The organism is Aestuariivirga sp., assembly GCF_046093005.1.
GTDB lineage: Bacteria > Pseudomonadota > Alphaproteobacteria > Rhizobiales > Aestuariivirgaceae > Aestuariivirga.
Window position 1 is genome coordinate 1 of the sequence record NZ_JBJTER010000049.1, and the last position, 23,313, is coordinate 23,313.

Annotated in this window: 26 protein-coding genes; 8 read left to right on the top strand and 18 right to left on the bottom strand. The window is 64.8% G+C overall.

All coding sequences use genetic code 11. The features are described 5' to 3' along the window. On the bottom strand, positions 1-300 hold a 300-nt coding region (locus ACKOED_RS03900), incomplete at its 3' end, for a lipoyl protein ligase domain-containing protein (protein WP_408915263.1). 115 nt (positions 301-415) lie between these two features. Here ACKOED_RS03900 and alaS point away from each other — a divergent pair. After that, on the top strand, positions 416-3,079 hold the full coding sequence (gene alaS, locus ACKOED_RS03905) for an alanine--tRNA ligase (protein ID WP_408915264.1): 2,664 nt from the start codon (positions 416-418) through the stop codon (positions 3,077-3,079). Positions 3,080-3,083: 4 nt separating this feature from the next. Here alaS and ACKOED_RS03910 read toward each other — a convergent pair whose 3' ends face one another. From ACKOED_RS03910 to ACKOED_RS03965, 12 genes are all read right to left on the bottom strand, one after another. After that, positions 3,084-3,566: a GFA family protein gene (locus ACKOED_RS03910; RefSeq protein ID WP_408915265.1), complete on the bottom strand. Its 483-nt coding sequence runs from the start codon at positions 3,564-3,566 to the stop codon at positions 3,084-3,086. Then, entirely contained in the window at positions 3,563-4,207 is a 645-nt protein-coding gene (locus tag ACKOED_RS03915) for a DsbA family protein (protein WP_408915267.1), read from the bottom strand. The genes ACKOED_RS03910 and ACKOED_RS03915 overlap by 4 nt, the downstream gene beginning before the upstream one ends. 3 nt (positions 4,208-4,210) lie before the next feature. Then, positions 4,211-5,653, bottom strand: a complete 1,443-nt coding sequence (locus tag ACKOED_RS03920; RefSeq protein ID WP_408915268.1) for an acyl-CoA synthetase — start codon at positions 5,651-5,653, stop codon at positions 4,211-4,213. Continuing rightward, a complete protein-coding gene (locus ACKOED_RS03925; protein WP_408915269.1) occupies positions 5,650-7,443 on the bottom strand; it encodes an extracellular solute-binding protein in 1,794 nt (597 codons plus the stop codon). Before ACKOED_RS03925 ends, ACKOED_RS03920 begins: the two co-directional genes overlap by 4 nt. Positions 7,444-7,448: 5 nt before the next feature. Continuing rightward, positions 7,449-8,879, bottom strand: a complete 1,431-nt coding sequence (locus ACKOED_RS03930) for a homospermidine synthase (protein WP_408915270.1) — start codon at positions 8,877-8,879, stop codon at positions 7,449-7,451. A gap of 79 nt (positions 8,880-8,958) precedes the next feature. Further along, positions 8,959-9,252 (bottom strand): hypothetical protein, encoded by a 294-nt coding sequence (locus ACKOED_RS03935; RefSeq protein WP_408915271.1) that lies wholly within the window; start codon positions 9,250-9,252, stop codon positions 8,959-8,961. Beyond that, positions 9,249-9,929 (bottom strand): hypothetical protein, encoded by a 681-nt coding sequence (locus ACKOED_RS03940; RefSeq protein WP_408915272.1) that lies wholly within the window; start codon positions 9,927-9,929, stop codon positions 9,249-9,251. Before ACKOED_RS03940 ends, ACKOED_RS03935 begins: the two co-directional genes overlap by 4 nt. Positions 9,930-9,992: 63 nt before the next feature. Further along, positions 9,993-11,396 (bottom strand): APC family permease, encoded by a 1,404-nt coding sequence (locus ACKOED_RS03945; protein WP_408915273.1) that lies wholly within the window; start codon positions 11,394-11,396, stop codon positions 9,993-9,995. Between the two features lie 10 nt (positions 11,397-11,406). After that, positions 11,407-11,568, bottom strand: a complete 162-nt coding sequence (locus ACKOED_RS03950; RefSeq protein WP_408915274.1) for a hypothetical protein — start codon at positions 11,566-11,568, stop codon at positions 11,407-11,409. A gap of 11 nt (positions 11,569-11,579) precedes the next feature. Beyond that, a complete protein-coding gene (locus tag ACKOED_RS03955) occupies positions 11,580-11,966 on the bottom strand; it encodes a hypothetical protein (RefSeq protein WP_408915275.1) in 387 nt (128 codons plus the stop codon). A gap of 2 nt (positions 11,967-11,968) precedes the next feature. Beyond that, on the bottom strand, positions 11,969-12,253 hold the full coding sequence (locus ACKOED_RS03960) for a hypothetical protein (RefSeq protein ID WP_408915276.1): 285 nt from the start codon (positions 12,251-12,253) through the stop codon (positions 11,969-11,971). 149 nt (positions 12,254-12,402) lie between these two features. Continuing rightward, positions 12,403-12,924: a hypothetical protein gene (locus tag ACKOED_RS03965; RefSeq protein ID WP_408915277.1), complete on the bottom strand. Its 522-nt coding sequence runs from the start codon at positions 12,922-12,924 to the stop codon at positions 12,403-12,405. Between the two features lie 94 nt (positions 12,925-13,018). On the opposite strand from ACKOED_RS03965, the gene parE reads away from it, so the two are divergent. Beyond that, the gene (gene parE / locus ACKOED_RS03970; protein WP_408915278.1) at positions 13,019-15,061 is read left to right on the top strand and encodes a DNA topoisomerase IV subunit B; all 2,043 of its coding nucleotides are present in this window, start codon (positions 13,019-13,021) and stop codon (positions 15,059-15,061) included. A 186-nt stretch (positions 15,062-15,247) separates the two neighbouring features. On the opposite strand, the gene ACKOED_RS03975 is transcribed toward parE, so the two are convergent. The 5 genes from ACKOED_RS03975 to ACKOED_RS03995 form a co-directional block, all read right to left on the bottom strand. Continuing rightward, a complete protein-coding gene (locus tag ACKOED_RS03975) occupies positions 15,248-15,646 on the bottom strand; it encodes a type II toxin-antitoxin system VapC family toxin (protein ID WP_408915279.1) in 399 nt (132 codons plus the stop codon). Continuing rightward, entirely contained in the window at positions 15,646-15,876 is a 231-nt protein-coding gene (gene vapB, locus ACKOED_RS03980; protein WP_408915280.1) for a type II toxin-antitoxin system VapB family antitoxin, read from the bottom strand. The genes ACKOED_RS03975 and vapB overlap by 1 nt, the downstream gene beginning before the upstream one ends. A gap of 118 nt (positions 15,877-15,994) precedes the next feature. Next, entirely contained in the window at positions 15,995-16,642 is a 648-nt protein-coding gene (locus ACKOED_RS03985) for an MT-A70 family methyltransferase (protein ID WP_408915281.1), read from the bottom strand. Then, complete coding sequence (locus ACKOED_RS03990) at positions 16,626-17,267, bottom strand: BglII/BstYI family type II restriction endonuclease (protein WP_408915282.1); 642 nt, start codon at positions 17,265-17,267, stop codon at positions 16,626-16,628. The genes ACKOED_RS03985 and ACKOED_RS03990 overlap by 17 nt, the downstream gene beginning before the upstream one ends. A gap of 58 nt (positions 17,268-17,325) precedes the next feature. After that, complete coding sequence (locus ACKOED_RS03995) at positions 17,326-17,535, bottom strand: hypothetical protein (protein WP_408915283.1); 210 nt, start codon at positions 17,533-17,535, stop codon at positions 17,326-17,328. Between the two features lie 236 nt (positions 17,536-17,771). Here ACKOED_RS03995 and ACKOED_RS04000 point away from each other — a divergent pair, with 236 nt between their 5' ends. The 6 genes from ACKOED_RS04000 to ACKOED_RS04025 form a co-directional block, all read left to right on the top strand. Continuing rightward, positions 17,772-18,452, top strand: coding sequence for an SDR family oxidoreductase (locus ACKOED_RS04000; RefSeq protein ID WP_408915284.1), 681 nt, complete (start codon positions 17,772-17,774; stop codon positions 18,450-18,452). A gap of 119 nt (positions 18,453-18,571) precedes the next feature. Beyond that, entirely contained in the window at positions 18,572-19,864 is a 1,293-nt protein-coding gene (gene hisD, locus ACKOED_RS04005) for a histidinol dehydrogenase (RefSeq protein WP_408915285.1), read from the top strand. Between the two features lie 330 nt (positions 19,865-20,194). Then, the gene (rpsL, locus tag ACKOED_RS04010; RefSeq protein WP_111200369.1) at positions 20,195-20,566 is read left to right on the top strand and encodes a 30S ribosomal protein S12; all 372 of its coding nucleotides are present in this window, start codon (positions 20,195-20,197) and stop codon (positions 20,564-20,566) included. Between the two features lie 18 nt (positions 20,567-20,584). After that, on the top strand, positions 20,585-21,055 hold the full coding sequence (gene rpsG / locus ACKOED_RS04015) for a 30S ribosomal protein S7 (RefSeq protein WP_408915286.1): 471 nt from the start codon (positions 20,585-20,587) through the stop codon (positions 21,053-21,055). Positions 21,056-21,076: 21 nt separating this feature from the next. Then, positions 21,077-23,149, top strand: coding sequence for an elongation factor G (fusA, locus tag ACKOED_RS04020; RefSeq protein ID WP_408915287.1), 2,073 nt, complete (start codon positions 21,077-21,079; stop codon positions 23,147-23,149). A gap of 25 nt (positions 23,150-23,174) precedes the next feature. Further along, positions 23,175-23,313: GTP-binding protein (locus ACKOED_RS04025; RefSeq protein ID WP_408915288.1), on the top strand; the 139-nt coding region annotated here is incomplete at its 3' end.

A 23,313-nucleotide genomic window follows, 5' to 3' on the forward strand; every position in this document is an offset into this window, starting at 1 on the left:
CACATAGGCCACGCGCTGGCCGGGTCCGTGATAGGTATATTGCCCGCCACGCCCGGTCTTGAAGACGGGGAAGCGGGCCGGCTCCACCAGGTCTTCGGGCCGCGCCGAGGTGCCGGCGGTATAGAGCGGCGGATGTTCGAGCAGCCACACCCGCTCCGGCTCCAGCCCCTGGGCGATGGCGTCCGCATGGGCGTCCATCTTCGCCATGGCTTCGGGGTAGGGGGTGAGGCCGGGAGCCGTCTCCCAGATCACCGGAAAGTCAGCGGCCAGGCTGAGGCTGATGTCGTCGCGAAGCGCCATGGGTCAGGCTTTTCCCAGTTCCGGCCCGGCCATGCAACAGCGGCCGCAAAACTGGACAGCCGGGCCGCACGGCCTTAAAGGACCCTGTCTTTTTCACGTATTGACTGGGCGTCACATGACAGGGCTTGCACAAATCCGATCGACCTTCCTCGATTTCTTCAAGCGCCAGGGGCATGAGGTGGTGGCCTCCTCGCCGCTGGTGCCGCGCAACGACCCGACGCTGATGTTCGCCAATTCCGGCATGGTGCAGTTCAAGAACGTGTTCACCGGCATGGAGAAGCGGGCCTACAGCCGCGCCACCACCGCCCAGAAATGCGTGCGCGCCGGCGGCAAGCACAACGACCTCGACAATGTGGGCTACACCGCCCGCCACCATACGTTTTTCGAGATGCTGGGGAATTTCTCCTTCGGCGATTACTTCAAGGCCGAGGCCATCGAATGGGCCTGGACGCTGGTGACCCGCGAATTCGGCCTGCCGAAGGACAAGCTGACGGTCACGGTGTTCTCGGAGGATGACGAAGCGCATGCGCTGTGGCGCAAGATCGCCGGGCTTCCCGACAGCCGGATCATCCGCATCCCGACGTCGGACAATTTCTGGTCGATGGGCGATACCGGCCCCTGCGGACCGTGCTCGGAAATCTTTTATGACCATGGCGACAAGATCTGGGGCGGGCCGCCCGGCTCAGCCGAAGCCGACGGCGACCGGTTCATCGAAATCTGGAACCTGGTGTTCATGCAGTTCGAGCAGGTCTCTAAGGCCGAGCGCATCGCGCTTCCCAAGCCGTCGATCGACACCGGCATGGGGCTCGAGCGCATCGCCGCGGTGCTGCAGGGCACGCATGACAATTACGAGACCGACCTGTTCCGCGCGCTGATCGCGGCAATCGTCGAGAAGACCGGGGTTGCGGCGGACGGCGAGGCCAAGGCCTCCAACCGGGTGATCGCCGATCATCTGCGCGCCTCCTCCTTCCTGATCGCCGATGGCGTGCTGCCGTCCAACGAGGGCCGCGGCTATGTGCTCCGCCGCATCATGCGCCGCGCCATGCGCCATGCCGAGCTCCTCGGCGCGCGCGAGCCGCTGATGTACCGGCTGGTGCCCACCCTGGTGCGCGAGATGGGAACGGCCTACAACGAACTTGTCCGCGCCGAGCCGCTGATCACCGAGACGCTCTATCTTGAGGAAACCCGCTTCAAGAAGACGCTGGAGCGCGGCCTGCGGCTGCTTGACGAGGGCTCCGCTGGCCTGAAGAAGGGCGACACCTTCTCGGGTGAGACGGCCTTCAAGCTTTATGACACCTATGGTTTTCCGCTCGACCTGACCCAGGACGCCCTGAAGCCGCGCGGCATCGCGGTTGATACCGCGGCCTTCGAAACCTCGATGGAAGCCCAGCGTGAGGAAGCCCGCAAGGCGTGGAAAGGAACCGGCGAAGCCAAGACCGAAACCGTGTGGTTCGAACTGCGCGAGAAATGGGGCGGCACCGAGTTCCTGGGTTACGACACCGAGACCGCCGAAGGCATCGTGCGCGCCATCGTGGTGGATGGCAAGGAAGCAAAGAGCCTCGCCGCCGGCCAGAAGGGCGCGATCATCGTCAACCAGACGCCGTTCTACGGCGAGTCGGGCGGCCAGACCGGCGACCACGGCGTGATAAGGACGCCGGAGGGCGCGGTGTTCCGGGTCACCGACACCCAGAAGCGGGTGGGCGACGTGTTCGTGCATGTGGGCGAGGTGGAGCAGGGCACGCTGGCGCCGGGCAACGCGGTGGAGCTTGCCGTCGATCATGCGCGGCGCGCTGGCAACCGCATCCACCATTCGGCAACACACCTTCTTCATGAAGCGCTGCGCATCACGCTGGGAAGCCACGTGGCGCAGAAAGGCTCGCTCGTCGAGCCGAACCGGCTGCGCTTTGACGTTTCGCACAACAAGGCGATGACGCCGGACGAGTTGCAGCAGGTCGAGGCCATCGCCAATGAGATCGTGCTGCAGAACGATCCCGTCACCACCCGCCTGATGAGCGTCGATGCGGCGATCGCCGAGGGCGCCATGGCGCTGTTCGGCGAGAAATACGGCGATGAAGTGCGCGTCGTGTCCATGGGCCGCAACCAACACGGCGCCGGAAAGCCCGTCTATTCGCTGGAGCTCTGCGGCGGCACGCATGTGTCGCGCACCGGCGACATCGGCCTCATCAAGGTGGTGAGCGAAAGCGCCTCGGCGGCGGGTGTGCGGCGCATCGAGGCGCTGGCCGGCCCCGCGGCGCGGGCCTATCTGGTCGAGCAGGACCGCCGCGTGCTGGCGGCCGCCGCGGCGCTGAAAGCCCCGGCGGGCGAGATCGTCACCCGCATCGAGTCACTGCTTGATGAACGCCGCAAGCTGGAGAAGGATCTGGCTGACGCGAAAAAGCGTCTGGCGCTGGGCGGCGGCGGAAGCGCCGCGGGCGCGGATGAGGGCGTGAGCGAGGTCAATGGCGTCAAGCTCATGGCCCGCGTACTGCACGGCATCTCGCCCAATGACATGAAGGGCCTGATCGATGACGGCAAGGCGAAGCTTGGTTCCGGCGTGGTGGCGCTGGTCGGCCTCAATAATGAGGGCCGCGCCGGGCTGATCGTCGGGGTGACCGACGATCTGACCAAGCGCTTCAACGCGGTCGATCTGGTGCGGGCCGGCGCCGCGGCGCTGGGCGGCAAGGGCGGCGGCGGACGGCCCGACATGGCGCAGGCCGGCGGACCGGACGGCGCCAAAGCCGAGGAAGCCCTTGCCGCGGTGAAGGCGGCGCTGGGCTGAGCCGTCAACCGCTCACTGGCGGCCAGTGTTCCGTATCGTGGTCGGGATGCTGGCGGCTGGCGAGGCGGGCGAGGTCCTCCGGCGTGCGGTCCTCGGCGGTGCCGTGGCCGGGTAAGTGCGGCAGGCTATCGGCCCAGCGGAGCTTGCTTTCGACGCCCACCACATGGTCTGGCGCGCAGGCGGAAGGGTCATCCAGCGTGCCGATGGCGATCTCGTAGATCGGCCAGCCATCTTCGAGCATGTACAGTGGCGTGCCGCAGACGCGGCAGAAGCCGCGCGCCACGATGGCGGAGGAGCGGAATTCGGCGGGCTCGCCCCTGGTCCATGAAAGCTGATTGCGTGGCACGCCCACCAATGGCGCGCCAATCGATCCGAAGGCTTTCTGGCACATGCGGCAATGGCAGAAGCCCGCTCGGCCCAGCACTCCTTCAATGAGATAGCGGATAGCCCCGCACTGGCAGCCGCCGCTGTGCCGCTCGCCGCTCATGACTGATCTGGCTGTGCCGCCCGCGAGATGGCGTCGGCGATGACCTCCGGCGGCTGGGCGCCCTGCAGGGCATAGCGCTGCGCGAGGATGAACATCGGCACGCCAGTGACGCCCATGTTGGCGGCATGCTGGATCTCGGCTTTCGTTTCCGCCACGTCCTGGTCGCTGGCCAGCAACTCCCGGATCTGGCCAGGGTTGATGCCCGCATCCCCGGCGCAGGCGGCAAGCACTTCGCGGTCGCCGATATCCTGGCCCTCGCTCCAGAATGACATGAACAGGCGCTCAACCACCTGGGTCTGGCGGTTGGCGGTGTGCGACCAGCGGATCAGCCGGTGCGCATCGAGCGTGTTGGGCGTGCGGGTGATGGCCTCGAAATCATAGGGGATGCCATATTTCTCGCCTGCGGCGATCAGCGGATCGTGCAAGGTCTTCAGCCGTTCGGCGCCGAATTTCTGCAACATGTAACTCTGGCGTTCGACGCCCCCGGGCGGAATGCCGGGATCGAGCATGAAAGGCCGCCAGCGGACGGTGATATCGAGATCGGGCAATGAGGCGAGAGCGGCGTCCAGGTTCCGCTTGGCCAGAAAACACCAGGGACAGATGACATCGGAGACGACATCGACGACGACAGGTCCGGTCATGGCTCACGGCCTTTCCAGCGCTTTGCGGATCAGCTTGCCGTTGGCGGTTCGCGGCAGCGCCTTCACGAACCACAGCTGCTTCGGACATTTATAGGACGCCAGCCTTTCACGCACAAACCCCATGATGAGATCCTCTCCGGGCGCCGCGCCCGGCTGCGGCACGACAAAGGCGGCGATGATCGAGGCGCTGCCGGAGACCGGCCATTCGCGCACGCCCGCTTCGGCGATGGCGGGGTGCTGCAAAAGAACGCTTTCCACCTCGAGGGGGGACACGCGGAAGCCCCCGGCATTCATCAGGTCGTCGGCCCGTCCGCGGTACCAGACATAGCCATCGGCATCGATCTCGGCCATGTCGCCGGTGGCGAACCATTCGCCGTCGAAGGCCTGCTCACCCCAATAGCCGAGAAACAGGCCTGGATCGGAATGATGAACGCCGATCTGGCCGTTCTCGAGTATCTTCACGCTGCGGCCGGCCTGCGGCTTACCCGGCGAGCCGTCCCGTACCGGCACGGATGGCGAGGATGAGATGTAGGTCGAGATTTCGCTCATGCCCAGCGCCTCGTAGAGCTCGCGGCCGGTATCGGCCCGCCAGCGCTCGCGGATCGGTTGCGCCAAAGCCTCGCCGGCGGTGAGGCCGTGGCGCAGGCTGGCGGCTGGCTGAAAGCCCGCGCGCAGCATCTGCCGGTAGAGTCCGGGCACCGAGGCCATGATGGTGACGCCATGCCGGGCGATCAGGCGCTGCCATACTCCCGTGTCGCGCTCGCCGGTGCAGACCACGGAGGTGGCGCCATTGGCGAACGGGTCGCACAGGCCGGTGCCCAGCGTATAGGTCCAGTTGAAGGCCCCGGTGTGGAGCATCACGTCGTCCGCGCCGATCCCGTACCAGCCCTGATACATCGGCCGCCGCCCCCAGATCGCCCGCTGCGCGTGGAGCACGCCCTTGGGCGTTCCGGAGGTGCCGGAGGTAAAGATGAGATAGGCCGGGTCATCGGCGGCGGTGTCGGCATAGGAACCGGCGGGTGCCCGTTTCATCTCCGCGATGTCGTCAGGCGTGAGAATGTCGACGCCCTCCGTCTCTGGAAGCGCAAGGCTGCCGTCCCAGGCGAGGAGACGGGCGCAGCTGCTTCTTAGAAGCAGGCCCGTCTCGCGCGGGGTGAGTTGCGGCGAGGCCGGGATGGGCACGCCGCCCGCCGCATTGGCCGCGAAAAACAGCAGCGCATAATCAAGCGAATTTCCCATGCGGATGAACAGCCGGCCGCCTTGCTCCAGACCTCTGCGCCTTAGGCCTTCTGCAAGCCGCAAGACCGCATCTTCGATCGCGCCATAGCTCCAGGCTTCGGTTTCCGTTCCGGCGACGATCAGGGCGGTCTTGTCCGCTGGCTTGTCTGACAGGCAATGGCGCGCGAGGTTGAGCCGCCGCGGAAGCGGTGCCCCGGCAAGGCTCATGGATTGCGCCAGAGCGTCGTGGTCTCAAAGCCCGGAAGCGGCTGCGTGTCCGGGCGGCCGATGTGGTTCCAGCGCGCGATCCACTGGCCGCCGGCATCGTAGAACGGCACCATGTAGAAGCCGGAAACCAGCAGCCGGTCTTCGGCGCGCACCGCCGCCACGAAATCCTCGCGCGTCCTGGCGTTGAGCATCGCCTGGATCGCTGCATCAATGGCGGGATCGGCGATGCCGGGATAGTTCCTGGTGCCCTCGGCGGTGCGGCCGCCGGACCCGAAATACAGCATCTGCTCATTGCCCGGCGACAGCGAGTTGAACCAGGTGACCGGGATCATGTCATAGTCATAGGTGGTCTGAAGCGCAGCGAATTGTGCTGAATCGACGATGCGCACGTCCGCCTTGATGCCGATCGCCTGCAGGGTGCGCTGATAGTGCAGCGCGATCCTCTCCTGGTCCTTGTTCTGCACCAGGATGGTGAAGGCGAACGGCTCGCCCTTCGCATTGACGAGCCCCTGGTCGCTCACCGTCCAGCCCGCATCGGCGAGCAGGCCGATCGCCTGACGGAGCATCTTGCGGTCGCGGCCGGAGCCGTCGCTCACCGGAAGCCGGTAACTGCCATCCGCGAAGTCGGGCCTGAGCCTGGAAAAGGCATCGCCGAGCACGGCCTTCTCGCGTTCGTCCACCGCCTGGCCTTCCGAGGAAAGCTCGGAGCCGCTGAAATAGCCATAGGTGCGGCGGTAGGCATTGGCGAAAAGATTGGCATTGGCCCATTCGAAGTCGAAGGCCATGATCAACGCCTCCCGCACGCGGGGGTCGGCGAAGATCTCGCGCCTCGTATTGAACGCGAAGCCGGTTGCCGCGGCCGGGGTCAGCTGGGCGATTTTTTCCAGCGTGATCTTACCGTCCTTCACCGCCGGAAGATCATAGCCTGTGTTCCAGCGCACCGGGTCGGCCTCGGCGCGGACGTCGGCGAGGCCTGACTTGAAGGCCTCGAAGGCGGCGTTGGCGTCGCGGTAATAGTCAAGGCGCACTTCGTCGAAGTTGAACACGCCTTTCTGCAGCGGCAGATCCTTGCCCCAGTAGCCGGGGTTCTTCTTGTAGACGATGGTCTCGCCCGGCTTGATCGTGTCCATGGTGTAGGGCCCGGAGCCGGTGAGCGGGTCCAGCGTCGTCTGCGAAAAATCCTTGCCCTGCCAGAATGTCTTCGAGAGTATCGGCATCAGCCCCATGATCAGCGGCAGCTCGCGGTCGCCTGAGTCCTGTGTGAAGACGATCGTGCGCTCATCCGGCGTTTCCACGGTCTTGACCTTGGAATAGGAGTTCTTGAAGTTCGGGCGGCCCTTGTCGCGCAGCGTTTCCATCGAGAATACGACATCAGCCGCCGTCACCCGGCTGCCGTCGGAAAACCTGGCCTCTGGCCGGAGCCGGAAGGTGAAGCTCTGCCGGTCATCCGACACCTCGATGCTCTCGGCAAGCAGGCCGTAGAGCGAGAAAGGTTCCGCCCAGTTGCGCCCGAGCAGGCTCTCGAACACATAGGTGCGAACCCCCGCCGCCGCCTGGCCTTTGACGATGAACGGGTTGACGCTGTCGAAGGAGCCGGTCACAGCCTGGCGCAGCTGGCCGCCTTGCGGCGCGTCCGGGTTGGCATAGGGCAGATGGGCGAAACCGGGCGGCAAGGCGGGCTCGCCCAGCATGGCGATGCCGTGCTTTGGCGCGGATAAGGCTGGCGGCGCGAAGGCCAGCAGCGCCGTGGCGGCAAGCGCGGCGATCATTAGCTTCATGTCGCGCATCATGTTGTTCACCGCACCAGAATGTTCTGGAACTGCCAGGGATCGCGGCGGTCAAGCTCAGGCGCGAACAGCGCCACCACGGAATCGAGTGGCGTCCAGTCGGTGTAGACACCGCGCACCGGGCCCAGATAGGGCGTCTGGATCTCAAGGCAGCGGCGATAGTCCATCTCGTCGGTCTCGACGATGCCCGCATTGGGGTTCTCGATCGCCCAGATCATGCCGGTCATCACCGCCGAGGTCACCTGAAGGCCGGTGGCGCTCTGGTAGGGCGCCAGCTTGCGGGTTTCCTCGATCGAGAGCTGCGAGCCATACCAATAGGCATTGCGCTTGTGGCCGTAGAGCAGCACGCCCAGCTCATCGCGGCCGTCGGCGATGTCCTTCTCGTCGATCACGAAGCTTTCCTTCTGCCGCCGTCCGCCCGCGCCCAGCAGCTCATGCCATGACAGCACCGCGTCATTGCTGGGGTGATAGGCATAGTGGCAGGTCGGACGGTAGACGGCCTTGCGGCCCTCGCGCAAGGTGAAATAATCGGCGATCGAGATCGCCTCATTGTGGGTGACGAGGAAGCCGAAATGCGGGCCCTCGGTGGGCGTCCAGGTGCGCACCCGTGTATCGGCGCCCGGGCGCTCGATATAGATCGCGGCGCCGCAGCCCGCGGCATGGCGGCGGCCCAGCGGCGGAAGTTTCTTCTCATGCGTGCCCCAGCCGAGTTCAGCCGGCTGCAAGCCCTCCGAAATAAAGCCCTCGACCGACCAGGTGTTGACGAAGGTGCCGAAGGGCTTCGGCTTCCTGGCGCGCTGGGTGTCGCGTTCGGCGATATGGATGCCCTTGACGCCGAGCCGCTTCATCAGCCTGGCCCAGTCCTCGCGGGTCTGGGGCTCTTTCACCTTGACGCCGGTGTCGCGCGCGATGTCCATCAGCGCCTGCTTCACGAACCAGGACACCATGCCGGGATTGGCGCCGCAGCAGGAAATGGCGGTGGGGCCGGGCCCCAGCTCACGCTTCAGAGCCAGCATATATTCACGCATCATGTAGTTGGTGCGTTCGGCCTGTGGCAGCTTTGTGTTGTAGTAGAAGCCGGGCCACGGCTCGATGACGGTGTCGATATAGAGCGCGTTGGTTTCGCGCGCCAGCCGCATGATGGACAGGCTGTCGACGTCGACCGAGAGATTCACGATGAAGGCCTGTCCCGGACCGGCGGTCAGCAGCGGCTTCAGGAGCTGGCGGTAGTTCTTGCGCGTCACCGACTCGTTGATGAAGGAGGCGCCCTGCTTTTCAGCCAGCAGGCTGTGCGACTCGTCCGGGTCGATGACCGTGATGCGCTTCGGGTCGCATTTGATGTGGCGGAGGATCAGCGGCAGCGTGCCGCGGCCGATCGAGCCGAAGCCGATCATCACGATGGGGCCGTTCCATGCGGCGTGGATGGGCCAATTGGTCATTTTGACGAAACTCCTGTCATGCGCGAAGCGGGCGCGTCTTGGCCCTTATAGTGAAAACCGGGCCGGTTGCTCAATGGCGTTAATGTTCGCCGCTGGTCTTTCCGTGCTGGGCGTGCTTCCACGTCTCCCAGTTCACCCGCGCGATCTTGTAGGAGTCGAGCACCGAGATTCCGTAGATGAAAATGCCGCCCACATGGCGGGCGAAGAAACTGGCGCTCTCCGGCATCAGCCTGATGCTGACCCAGCCGAGGATGACCGTGAAGAACAGGAAGGTGAGCCCGCGCTGCGTCTTGCCCTGCAGCACATGCCCGCCGCCGGGAATGAGCAGGGAGGCGGCCAGCACCCAATAGGGATTGATCGGCTTGTCGTTCATGTTACCCGCTTGTGCCAGCTTTCGATGGCCGTGCGCAAGGCGATGAGACGGTCGAGGCAGTCCGTCAGCTGGCCGGGGTCCAGCAGCGCCTCTCCGAAATCGGCCTGCCGGAACACGCCGTAGCGCGCGCGGTCAGCCTCGGCCATGAGCGACACCATGCGCAGGCCCTTCGGGCTGATCAGCAATTCCTTGGCCCTTGGGCCGTAAAACGGGTCCAGATGGCCGGCGATGATCTCGGGCGGCAGCATGCGCGCTGGATCGTCGCTGCGGATCACGGCATGTTCAGGAAAGTCCGCCGGCGCGGCGACGCTGAAGGGCAGGTGATCGAAATTGGAAAAGCTGGTGGGCCCGGTTGGCCGCATCATCAGGTCGAGCGTGGCCGCCACCGGAAGGGGTCCTGGCAGCGTCACCATCAGCCACAGGCTGGGCAGTTTGCGCAGCGCCAGCGTATCGGCGACGAGCTTCACCTGCACGGCATGGCCCTTGTAGCGGCCGGTGAGTTCATGAACGCCAGCCGTCGCGCCCGGAACAACCGCAGGGTTTTCGAGCACGGCGCGGGCTTCGGAAAACAGCCGTTCCGGCTCGTCGCGCCGCCGCCGGGCGGCAGCCGCCAGCTGGCGCAGGAGAAGCGCCGCCCGCGCCACCGCGAGAAGGCTGCCGAGAATCGTTTGCCACATGGAGATGACCATAAAAGAAAACGGCCCGCCTCGGGAGAAGCGGGCCGCCAGTCTTCGGGAGGTTCAGTAACCCCGCGGCTTCGGCCAGGGCATGGTGAACTGGTCGCCGCGCTTCACATAGCGGTAGCGGTAGAAATGGAACCACAGCGACATGACGATGTAGAACACCACCATGGCGGTGAGCTGCGCGCCGTAACCCAGGAAGATGGCGAAATAGGTCACGATGCACAGCACCAGCAGCACGATCGCCGGAAGCGGATGGAACGGGTGGGTATACCCGCGCCGGATCGTCCCCAGCGGCCACTTGTTGCGGAACATGATGATGTTCACGCTCATGAAGGTGTAGTGCAGCACGCCCGACAGGATCGAGAAGGTGATCGCCTGGCCGAGGTTCGCGATGAAGGCGAAGGCCAGCGCGATGGGCACCAGGAACAGGATGGCGCGGTAGGGCGTGCGGTAGGTGGGGTGCACGGCCGAGAACCAGGCCGGCAGGTAGCGGTCGCGGCCGAGCGAGAACCAGGCGCGCGCCGCATCGTTGATGCAGCCGTTGGCCGATGCCAGCGCCGCCAGGATGGTGGCCGCGAACATCAGGCTTTCGAGAAGCCCGCTGCCGGTAAGCTTGCCGGCGTCGAGCAGCGGATAATAGGTGTAGCCCAGATACTGCCACGGCATCAGCGAGGCGCAGACATACCAGGTGATGGACGCGCCGATCAGCAGCGTGATCATTCCCGCCATGGTGCCATAAGGGAGCGAGCGGGCCGGCGAGCGCACTTCCTCGGCGGCTTGCGTCGTTCCCTCGATGCCGAGGTAATACCAGATGCCCCAGTGGAAGGCGGCGATGACGCCGATCCAGCCATAGGGGAGCGCGTTCTCCGGCGTCACCATTTCGTTGAGCTTCAGCACCGTGCCCTGGCTCCACGGCTGCACCGAGAAGAACAGGATGATGATCGCCAGATAGGCGATGGCGGTGATCACGAAGTTGACGTTCAGCGTCATCAGCACGCCGCGGTAGTTGAGCGCGGCGAGCACCACGATCACCGTGGCGATGACGCCGCGGTAGTGCCAGTCGCCGAAGCCCTCGCCGGCATAGGACTTGATGGTGTCGGCGATCAGGATGGCGTTGGAGACTTCCAGCATGGTGTAGGCGAACACCAGGTAGAGCGCCACGTTGAAGGCCATCAGCGGCCCCACGATGTGCTTGGCCTGGGCATATTGGCCGCCGGCGGCGGCCACCGTGGAGGTGACCTCCGAGTCGATCATGGCGACCGACGTGTAGAGCAGGCCGATCACCCAGCAGATGATCAGCGCCGCGAGCGTGCCGCCCTTGTCGGCGGCGAAGTTCCAGCCGGTGTATTCGCCGACCAGAACGATGCCCACCCCGAGGGCCCACACATGGGCGGGACCGAGGATGCGCAGCAGCGAGACTTTCTTGACCGGCGCGCCGGCCGTTGCGGTTGTGGCTGACATGGTTTCCTCCTCAGACCCTGTGGTGTTCCTGGACGGCCTCGATCTCGCCCTCGCGGGACGAGGTCAGGGTCTCCTCGGAGTAGCTCGTGTCGGTGCGGAACCAGTCATAGAGCATCCACACGGCGAGGGCGGCGGAAACGATCCAGCCAAGGTTCGCGATCATGATCCACATGGCATCACCCCTCACTTGCCCTTGCCGTTGAATTTTTCGTCGATCACCTCGCGATATTCCTTGTCGGAGGCCCGGAAGAGAAAGATGAAGTAACCGGCGATCACCACCGTCATGATGATCAGCTGCAGCCAGTCGATGGTGTAGTCGAACTTGTTCTGGATGATGTCATGCGCGGCGGCGGCGTCCGCGAAGCCGAGCTTCACCCATTGTTCCACCTGGGCGGGCGTCTGGCCCAGCGCTTCCCAGGTCGGGTTTTCGATCGGCACGATGGCGCGCGACACGCCGGCCCAGCCGGCCTGCAGAGGCAGCCACAGGGCGAGGAAGATGGCCAGCACCACGAAGATGATGTCCACCCATTGCATGAACTTGCTCTGTTCGGGAGGGGTATAGCGAGCCATGGTCAGCGCCCCTTCCGCATTTCGTCGAGATGCTTGAGATCGAGCCCGTAGATGAAGGCCTTGTCCTCGGCATAGTTGCGCAGCATGGCCATCACTGAAGCGGTGTTGAAGATCAAGACCGCCGCGGCCGCCAGCGCCACCACGATGCGCACCCCCTGGTCAGGGATGTATGGCCAGGACATGAACAGGACGAAGAGGATCACCACCCATAGGGCGATCACGAACAGCCACGCACCCCGGCGGTCGGCCTGGTACATGGCCTCAATGCGTTGATTGAGGTCAGACATGCGTTTCTCCCATTGGCCAGCCATGTTCCCCGCAACCGGCTGGGCCAATCCCCAAGTGAGTCGTTTGCTGCAGGGCAATATTGTTGCGTGGCAGGAAACGCCTGAAAAACCGGCTTGTCAAGCCGCGCGGGTTTCCCTGATGGAAGGTTTCAGGAGGTGGCTGGCTTGAACCGCGCCAGCAGCGCTGCGATGGCGTGCGCCGAGCGCCCGGTTCCCAGCGTCAGCACGGTGAACTCCGGGTGCCGGAACAGCCGGTTGAAGCGGCCCAGCGCTCGCTGTGCCCAGAAGCCGCCGAGATTGCCGCGCCAGGGCTCCGCCACGTCGATCTGCACGGCATGGCCGCGGCCGTTGAACACGAGCTTCCAGGACAGCGCCGCCCAAGGAATGAGCTGGTCTGACAGGCGGCGGTCACGAAAACCTTCCGCCGTCATCTCGATGGCGGGGCCCTTGAGCCAGGCGCTGCGCCAGCTGAGCCCGGTCATCACCACGCCCGCCGCCGCCAGCACCAGGCCGAGGATGATCAGCACCGCCGCGGCGCCGTTCTCGCCCGGCCCCAGCAGCCTGAGCCCCGCCAGGGCGAACACCAGCCCCATGCCGGTCTGGATGATCCACACTGGCAGCAGCAGCCTGGCGGTCAGCGGGCGGTTGGCGATGATCACGGGCTCCGGCATGGCGCGACATGGCCCCGGTGATGGCTTACAAGTCAAGAGTTGCCAGCCGCGCCGCCGGGGGATACTCAACTGAGGAAACGATTCGGGAACATTCATGGCCAAGCCTGCCAAGCCGGCAAAGTCCGCCGGTCTTTTTGACGATTTGCCGTCCACATCCCGGCCGAAGCCTTCCAAAGGCCCGGCCCGCTCACGCGGCGAGGAGAGCTACACCGCAGCCGACATCGAGGTGCTGGAGGGGCTGGAGCCGGTGCGCCGCCGGCCCGGCATGTATATCGGCGGCACCGACGAGAAAGCGCTGCACCACCTGTTCGCCGAAGTCCTCGACAATGCCATGGACGAGGCGGTGGCGGGCCACGCCACCTGGATCGAGGTCAGCTACACCGCCGACGGCTATCTCGCGGTCACCGACAATGGCCGCGGCATCCCGGTCGACGCGCATCCGAAGTTCAAGGACAAGTCGGCGCTGGAAGTGATCATGACCACGCTGCATGCCGGCGGCAAGTTTGACTCCGGCGCCTATGAAACCTCTGGCGGGCTTCACGGCGTTGGCGTCTCGGTGGTGAACGCGCTCTCCGAACATGTGATCGTCGAGGTGGCGCGCGGCCAGCAACTCTACCGCCAGGAGTTCCGGCGCGGCAAGCCCACGGGCAAGGTGCAGGAGCTGGGCAAGGTCTCCGGCCGCCGCGGCACCAGGGTGGCGTTCCGCCCTGACGAGCAGATTTTCGGCAAGGGCAACACGGCGTTTTCGGCGGCGCGCCTCTATCGCATGTCGCGCTCCAAATCCTATCTGTTCGGCGGCGTCGAAATCCGCTGGTCCTGCGATCCTTCGCTGATCAGGGACAAGGAGACGCCGGAGAAGGCGGTGCTGCACTTTCCCGGCGGGCTTAAGGATTTCCTGGCCGAGCGGCTGGAGGGAAAGCCGCGCGTGGTGGAGGAGATTTTCGCCGGCCGGGTGGAGAAGGACGGCGGCCATGGCACGGTGGAATGGGCGGTGGCGTGGTTCGGCGGCGATGACGGTTTTTCATCCTCCTATTGCAACACCATCCCGACGCCCGAGGGCGGCACCCATGAGCAGGGCCTGCGCGCCGCCCTCACGCGTTCGGTGCGCAACTATGCCGAGCTCACCCAGAACAAGCGCGCCGGGCTGGTCACCGCCGAGGATGTGATGACGGGGGCGGGGGCGCTGCTCTCGGTGTTCATCCGCGAGCCGGAGTTCCAGGGCCAGACCAAGGACAAGCTCGCCACGGTGGAGGCCCAGCGCATCGTCGAGGCCGCCGTGCGGGACCATTTCGATCACTGGCTCACCGGCCACCCGGCCCAGGCCGACAGGCTTCTGGGCTTCATCATCGAGCGCGCCGAGGAGCGCATCCGCCGCCGCCAGGAGAAGGATGTCTCGCGCAAGACGGCGGTGCGCAAGCTGAGGCTGCCCGGCAAGCTCGCCGATTGCGCGGCAAGCCAGAAGGAAGGCTCGGAACTATTCATCGTCGAGGGCGATTCAGCGGGCGGCTCCGCCAAGCAGGCGCGGAACCGCGAGACCCAGGCGGTGCTCCCCTTGCGCGGCAAGATCCTCAATGTGGCCTCGGCCACCAAGGACAAGCTCTCGCAGAACCAGCAGCTGGCTGACCTGATCCAGGCCCTGGGCTGCGGCACGGGTTCCTCCTACCGCGAGGAGGACCTGCGCTATGACAAGATCATCATCATGACCGACGCCGACGTTGACGGCGCCCACATCGCCTCACTGCTGATGACCTTCTTCTACCGCCAGATGCCGCTGCTCATCGACGAGGGCCACCTCTATCTCGCCGTGCCGCCGCTCTACAAGCTGGCGCAGGGCCCCAAGGTGGCCTATGCGCGCGATGACCGCCACCGCGAGGAAATCCTGGCGAAGGAAATGGCGGGCCGCGGCAAGGTGGAGGTGAGCCGCTTCAAGGGCCTGGGCGAAATGCTTCCCAGCCAGCTGAAAGAGACGACCATGGACCCGAAGAAGCGCCAGCTGCTGCGGGTAACGCTGGAGGACGCCGCCCGCGCCGCCACCGCCCGCACGGTGGAACAGCTGATGGGCAACAAACCCGAAGACCGCTTCGCCTTCATCTCCGAACGCGCCCAGTTCGTGAGCGAGGAGGGGTTGGATATTTGAGCATCGGACGATCGATTGAACTCAGGTGATCCAAACAGAACTCGTCATTGCCCGGCTTGACCGGGCAATCCTCTTCGTGGCGGTGGTAAGAAGATGCCCGGATCAAGTCCGGGCATGATGAGCATGGTGTGGTCCGAGACGAATACAAATGACTGCCCGCTGCTGTGCGGGGCCGCCCGAGGCGGGCTATCCCCACGCCTCGACCCGCAACCCCTCCACCCGCTCGAACTCCCGAACATTCCCGGTCACCAGCACCAATCCCTGTGAGCGGGCAATGGCGGCGATCATCAGATCATAAGCCCCGATCATCTGACCCTGACGCTCCAGCGTGGCGCGGATATTTCCGCAATGCAATGCCGCGCGGGTGTCGAAGGGCAGAACGTCGAGTCGCGCCGCGAAACTCTCAATAATGGCAATACGCGCGGCCGGGTCATCATAGCGCTCCGCACCATAGTAAAGTTCAAACAGCGTTACGTCCGATACAGCCATGCGGCCATCATGAGAGGCAAAACTTTCAGTGAGCGCTGCATTGCGCCGCTTGAGAGCGTGGATGCATATGTCGGTATCCAGCAGATAGGCGAGCATCAATTCTCGTCGCGGCGCTGGGGCAGGGGCTGCTTTCGGTCGCTGAGAAAATCATCGTCCAGCCGGGGGCCTGCGAAAAAGTCCGCCCATGTGCCGCCCGCTGGCAGGATCACCCTGGTATTGCCCCTGGCGATGATCTCGACCTTCTTGACATGCTCCGGCAGCGCCACGGCCTTCGGCAGGCGCACGGCTTGGGTCTTGTTGGATTTGAAAACGGTGGATCGGCTCATAAGATATGTATACACTTTAGGGATATACTTTTCAAGTACCATGAAGGCCGAACACGCTGGTTCTTGGGAGAGTAGCGGAGGTATCTCTGATCAAGCTTGCCACGTACTCTGGCTGGTCTTACTCCGCCGCCATCCTGCCCGCCTGTGAGTGGTTGGCATAAGTCTCCCAGGTCGGCTGATAATCGTCGTTCGCCTGGTTGCCCCAATAGGTCCAGCCGGGGCGGGTGCCTCTCGCAAACAGTTCGAGATAGGGGCCGCGCGAGCAGCTTTCGATCACCGCATATTGTTCGTCCGGCTTGCGCGAATGTTCGCGTTTGCGGGTTTCGATCATGTTCACCTGCCGCCGCCCCGGCGCCAGGGTGCGGGCGTTCTTGCCGCGCGTGCCGAACAGAAGGATCTCGGTGACATTGCGGAAATAGAACCCCACGCCGCGCCCGTCCGAGCCGCCGTCCTTGCGGATTTTGTGCCAGACGATGTTGCTCTTGTAATCGAAGCCCCAGGATTTCATCACCGCCAGCCCCTCGGGCAGCAAGGCGTTCGGCACCCAGAGGTAAAGATGCGCGGGGTCCTTCACCACATCGGCCACGGGCAGGGCGCGGATGTCGTCCGTGGTCATGGTTTCATAGCGCGTCAGGCGGCGGTGCTCCGGCGCGATCTTGCCGGTGCGGTTGGTGAAGCGCCACGGCGGATCGGCCAGAACCGTGTGGAACTTCCGCCCGTGCAGCGAAGAGGCGAGATCGATGATCGTCTTATTGAGCTGGTCCATCGTCCTTATATGCCTCTGTTCTGATCGCGATGGCTACCACCGGGCAGCCGCCGCCGCCTCCGCCCTCGATGCGGGGCAGGAGCTTATCAAGATGCGTTGTGGAGTTGCCGTAGCTTGGGCCGCGCCCGAGCCGATTGAAGATGGCCTGCAAGCCGCTTGCCCGCGTGATGATGACGCCCACATCGATGGCCCGCAAATCGAACAGCAGGCGGAAATTGTTGAGGTCGCGGTCAAAGAACGGGTCCTTGTTGTTCCATTCGACTTCCAGAGCCACGCGGTTCTTATAGCAGTCCACCTTGTGGGTTGGGGCGTGGAACTCCGTGTTGTCCACCATGATGCGGGTGTCGAATTGCTTTTCCTTCCAGCCGAGTCTGGTGAAATGGCCGTCAATCTTGCCGGCGATATCGGACTTGGAGCCGCCGGGCTTGAGAATGTCACTGCGGAGCAGGGTGAAGTTTCTGAGCACCGCCTGGATATCCGCCCATTCCGAAGGCCGGGCGGCGGCAAGGATGGCCAGCCCGTTCCGCCATTCGCGGATGTCGTAACGCGCGGCGATGTCCGCCGGGACCAAGGCATGATTCTGCATTCCGTTATGATGACCAGAGCAACGCAGCCAGACAAACAAGAAGATTGTTCATGGTATGTTCTTGCGGCCGCTCAGTCAACAGCTAATCGCTCCACCCTCACAGCGTCAGCGCCGCTTTGGCGGCGGTGATCACCGCCAGGCCCGCCACCACCAGCAGCACGATCTGGCGGAAGCGGGTGGGGTCGGCTGATTTGAAGCTGCGCGCCCCCAGCCACACGCCCGCCACCAGCACCGGCAGGAAGGTGAGGGCCAGGAGCCCCGCCTCGCGGGTCACCAGGCCTTCGCGGGCGAGGAAGCCCAGACCCACCGCGTCGGTGAACAGGAAATAGGCGATGAGCGAGGCGCGGCCCGCCGCGTGCCCCGCCGGACTTGCGAAATAGAACAGGACGACGGGCGGGCCCGCCGGTCACCCGCCTTCGCCGTAGCGCCAGTTCCGGGCAATTTCGGTGACACCTCACTTATTTGCCGTCCGGCCACAAAGCCTTTGAAAACGGGTTCCGAATGGAGTGGAGTGCCAGGAAAACCGGCTCGGAGTGCACGCCCATGATCCACGTCGTCATCACCGGATGTTCCCGCGGCCTCGGTCTGGCGCTGGCCAGCAACTTCATCGCCCGGGGGTGCCGGGTGAGCGCCACGGTGCGCACGGAAGAAAGCGCCCGGCAACTCCGCCGCCGGTTTGGCGCGCCGCACCGGGTGGCGGCTGTTGACGCCACCGACGCCGCCGCGCTGGACGCCTTCGCCCGGGAAACGGCGGCCATCGATCCTCCGACGATCGTGATCGCCAATGCCGGGGTCATCAATGAACGCCAGCCGCTGTGGCAAACGCCCGTTGCCGAGTGGAATGAGGTGATCGCCGTCAATCTGACCGGACCGTTCCTGCTGGCCAAAGCCTTCATACCGCGCATGGCCGATGGCACTTTCATCGCCATCAGCTCGGGCTGGGGCCGCTCGGCCGGCAGTGGCGTCGGCCCCTATTGCGCCAGCAAGTTCGGCGTCGAAGGCATGATCGGCAGTCTTTCGGCCGATCTTCAAAAGGCGGGCTCGCAAGTCCGCGCCATTGCGCTCGATCCCGGCGTCATCAACACGGACATGCTGGCGCGTTGCCTGCCCGAGGAAAACGGCCTGTTTCCCGGCGCCGATGCGTGGGCGCCGGGGGCAGCCGCCTACATTCTCGATCACCTGCACGCCAGACGTCTTTCCGGGCCGCAGGCGGTTCCGGCGTAGCAGCCTCGCCGAAACCGGTCGGTTTCAGCCCTTCCTGGACGCGCGGGCGTAGGGGCCGCTCTTGCGCCGGCCGCCCCGATGCGGGAAGCTTGGCGCGGTGTTTCACTGGAGCTTGCCACATGACCGCGAACCAACCTGCCGGCGTCAGATATCTCAAGCGTCCGGCCGTCGTGGCCGGTGACGATCTGGCCGCCATCGAGGCGCGGGTGCGGGCGATCATCGACGATGTGCGGCGGAACGGCGACGAAGCGCTCCGCCGCTATTCCCTGGAGTTCGACGGCTATGACGGCGCCCTCGAGGTGGAGACCGCCGAGCGCCAGCAGATCGTCGACAGCCTGGACCCCGGCATCCGCGAAGACCTCGATTATGCCATCGCCAATGTCACGCGCTTTGCCGAGGCGCAGCGCGCCACGCTCCAGCCCCTCGAGATCGAGACGCTGCCGGGGGTGCATCTCGGCCACCGGGTGATCCCCATCGACCGGGTGGGCGTCTATGTGCCGGGCGGCCGCTACCCCATCCTGTCGGCCGCCGTGATGACGGTGGTGCCGGCCAGGGTGGCGGGCTGCAAGGAAATCATCGCCTGCCTGCCGCCCAAGGCCCATCCGGCGATGATCGCCGGCTGCATCATTGCCGGGGCGCACCGGATTTTCCGGGTGGGCGGCGCCCAGGCCATCGCCGCCATGGCCTATGGCACGGCCAGCGTACCGGAGGTCGACAAGATTTTCGGCCCTGGCAATGCCTATGTGAACGAGGCTAAGCGCCAGGTGTTCGGGCGGGTCGGCATCGATCAGCTGGCGGGCCCCAGCGAGATCTTCACCGTGGCCGACGACAGCGGCGATGCGGCGATGATCGCCGCCGACCTCTTGGCCCAGGCCGAGCATGACGTGCGCTCGCGGGTTGGCCTCATCACCACCAGCGAGGCGCTGGGGCAGGCGGTGCTCGCGGAGATTGAGCGCCAGCTCCAGACGCTGCGCACCCGCGAAGTGGCCGGGGCGGCCTGGCGCGACCATGGCGAAATCGCCGTCTGTGACGGCGAGGCCGCGATGATCGCCTATTCCGATTTCATCGCCGCCGAGCACCTGCAGGTCCACACCCGCGATTCGGCCGCCACCGCCCGCAAGCTCACCCATTATGGCTCGCTGTTCATCGGGCCGCTGGCCAGCGTCGTCTATTCCGACAAGTGCTGCGGCACCAACCCTACGTTGCCGACCATGGCGGGGGCCCGCCATTCCGGCGGCCTCTGGGTGGGCTCCTACCTCAAGGTCTGCACCCACCAGTGGCTGGAGCCGCAAGGGGTGGCGCAAGTGGCCCCGCATGCGGTGCGGCAGGCCGGAAATGAAGGGCAATGGGGCCATCAGGCGGCGGCGGAATACCGGCTGCGCCTGTTGGGAATCAACCACCGGCTGCCCTGATTGTGCGTTGCAACAAGAGGTTCCGGCGATTTGCCGGTCCGGCCACGGAAAAACCGGCAATATGCCGAACTCCGGTGCTGATTTAGGGGTTGACGCGTACGCTCGCCGACTGTAGATAGCGCACGCTTCCCAATGGCAGGCTGTCGGCGCTCCGCGCGCCGAAACGCTTCTCACGGCAAGCGAAGAAGACACATTCAAGGTCATGACCCTGAGGGGCCTCGCGGCTCCCATGGGTCCTCTGGTTTTGGAGCACTGCGCGGTCCAAGAGCCCGGATCGCGCCGGTGCATTTGTTATGGGCAATCGGGTTCGAAGGTAGAGACAAGGCCAAAATGCCGACGATCAACCAGCTTATTCGCAAGCCGCGCCAGGCGCCGACCTATCGTAACAAGGTTCCGGCGATGCAGGCTTGCCCGCAGAAGCGCGGCGTGTGCACGCGCGTCTATACCACCACGCCCAAGAAGCCGAACTCGGCCTTGCGCAAGGTGGCCAAGGTGCGGCTGACCAACGGTTTCGAGGTCGTGAGCTACATTCCCGGCGAAGGCCACAACCTGCAGGAACATTCGGTGGTCATGATCCGCGGCGGCCGCGTCAAGGACCTGCCGGGCGTGCGTTATCACATCATCCGCGGCGTGCTCGACACCCAGGGCATCGTCAAGCGCCGTCAGCGCCGTTCGAAATACGGCGCCAAGCGTCCGAAGTAAGACGGGGAGAACAAGCATATGTCGCGTCGTCACCGCGCCGAGAAGCGTGAAATCAACCCGGACCCGAAGTTCGGCGATCTCGTTGTCTCGAAGTTCATGAACAACCTGATGTATCAGGGCAAGAAGTCGGTCGCCGAGGGCATCGTCTACGGCGCCTTCGAGAAGATCCAGGCCAAGGCCAAGCAGGACCCGCTGCAGGTGTTCCACGAGGCGCTGGGCAACGTCGCCCCGGCCATCGAGGTGCGGTCCCGCCGCGTGGGCGGCGCCACCTATCAGGTGCCGGTCGAAGTGCGCACCGAGCGCCGCCAGGCGCTGGCCATCCGCTGGATCATCACCGCCGCGCGCGGCCGCAACGAGAACACCATGGTCGACCGCCTTTCGGGCGAGCTGCTCGACGCCGCCGCCAACCGCGGCACGGCCGTGAAGAAGCGCGAAGACACCCACAAGATGGCGGAGGCGAACCGCGCCTTCTCGCACTACCGCTGGTAAGAGCCACAGGACAAAGACATCATGCCCCGCGCCCACCAACTCGAGGACTATCGTAACTTCGGCATCATGGCCCACATCGATGCCGGCAAGACGACGACCACCGAGCGCATCCTTTACTACACGGGCAAGAGCCACAAGATCGGCGAAGTCCATGACGGCGCCGCGACCATGGATTTCATGGAGCAGGAGCAGGAGCGCGGCATCACCATCACCTCCGCCGCCACCACCGCTTTCTGGAACGGCAAGCGGATGAACATCATCGACACGCCGGGCCATGTCGACTTCACCATCGAGGTGGAGCGTTCGCTCCGCGTGCTCGACGGCGCGGTGTGCGTGCTCGACTCGAACCAGGGCGTTGAACCTCAGACCGAGACGGTGTGGCGCCAGGGTGACAAGTACAGCGTGCCGCGCATCGTGTTCTGCAACAAGATGGACAAGACGGGCGCCAGCTTCGAGCAGTGCATCAAGGACATCAAGGAGCGCCTGGGCGCCAAGCCGGTTCCGATCCAGCTTCCGATCGGCGCCGAAGTCAATTTCAAGGGCATCATCGACCTCGTGCGCATGAAGGCGGTGGTGTGGGAAGACGAGGCGCTGGGCGCCAAGTTCCATGACGAGGACATTCCCGCCGATCTTCTGGACGCCGCCACGCAGGCGCGCGCGGAGATGGTCGAGGCCTGCGCCGAACTCGATGACCAGGCCATGGAAGACTATCTCAACGGCAAGGAACTCGACATCCCGACCATCAAGAAGCTGCTGCGCAAGGCGGTGATCGAGGGTCACTTCTTCCCGGTGCTTTGCGGCTCGGCGTTCAAGAACAAGGGGGTGCAGCCCTTGCTCGATGCGGTGGTCGATTATCTTCCCTCGCCGCTCGACCGCCCGCCGATCAAGGGTGTCGATCCGCGGACCGGCGAAGAGACGGTGCGCAAGTCCTCCGACGCGGAGCCGCTGTCGCTCCTCGCCTTCAAGCTGATGGACGACCAGTACGGCATTCTGACCTTCTGCCGCATCTATTCCGGCGTGCTGAGCAAGGGCGTGAGCCTGCTCAACTCCACCCGCGAGAAGAACGAGCGCGTGGGCCGCATGGTGCTGATGCACGCCAACAATCGCGAGGAAATCTCTGAAGCCTATGCCGGCGACATCGTGGCGCTCGTGGGCCTCAAGGACACCCGCACCGGCGACACGCTGTGCGACCCCGCCAAGCCGGTGATCCTCGAGAAGATGGAATTCCCCGATCCGGTCATCGAAATGAAGGTCGAGCCCAAGACCAAGGGCGACCAGGAAAAGATGGCCGTGGCGCTCTACAAGCTCGCCGCCGAGGACCCGTCCTTCCGCGTCTCCACCGATCAGGAGTCGGGCGAGACCATCATCAAGGGCATGGGCGAACTTCACCTCGACATCAAGGTCGACATCCTGAAGCGCACCCACAAGGTCGAGGTTCAGGTCGGCGCGCCGCAGGTTGCTTACCGCGAAACGATCACCAAGCCGACCCGTATCGACTACACCCACAAGAAGCAGACCGGCGGCACCGGCCAGTTCGCCCGGGTGATGTTCGAGGTCGAGCCGAATGAGAAGGGCGCGGGCTATGAGTTCGAGTCCAAGATCGTCGGCGGCGCGGTACCGAAGGAATTCGTTCCCGGCGTCGAGAAGGGCCTCAACTCCGTCATGTCGTCGGGCTCGCTGATCGGCTTCCCGGTCGTCGACGTGAAGGTGGCCCTGGTCGACGGCGCTTACCACGAGGTCGACTCTTCAGCGATCGCCTTCGAAATCGCCTCCCGCGCGGCATTGCGCGAGGCGCTGCAGAAGGCCTCTCCCGTGCTGCTCGAGCCGGTGATGAAGGTCGAGGTGACCAGCCCCGAAGAGTATCTCGGCGGCGTCATCGGCGATCTCAACTCGCGGCGCGGCCAGATCATGGGCACGACCTCGCGCGGCAACGCGCAGATCGTCAACGCCATGGTGCCGCTCGCCAACATGTTCGGTTACATCAACACGCTGCGTTCGATGAGCCAGGGCCGCGCGAGCTACACCATGCAGTTCGACCACTATGAACAGGTTCCGAGCAACGTCGCTCAGGAAATCCAGAAGAAATACGCCTAATTCAAGCTGAGAACGGAGACATCCGATGGCCAAAGAGAAATTCAACCGCGACAAGCCGCATTGCAACATCGGGACGATCGGTCACGTGGACCACGGCAAGACGTCGCTGACGGCGGCGATCACCAAGGTTCTCGCTGAGACGGGCGGGGCCACCTTCACGGCCT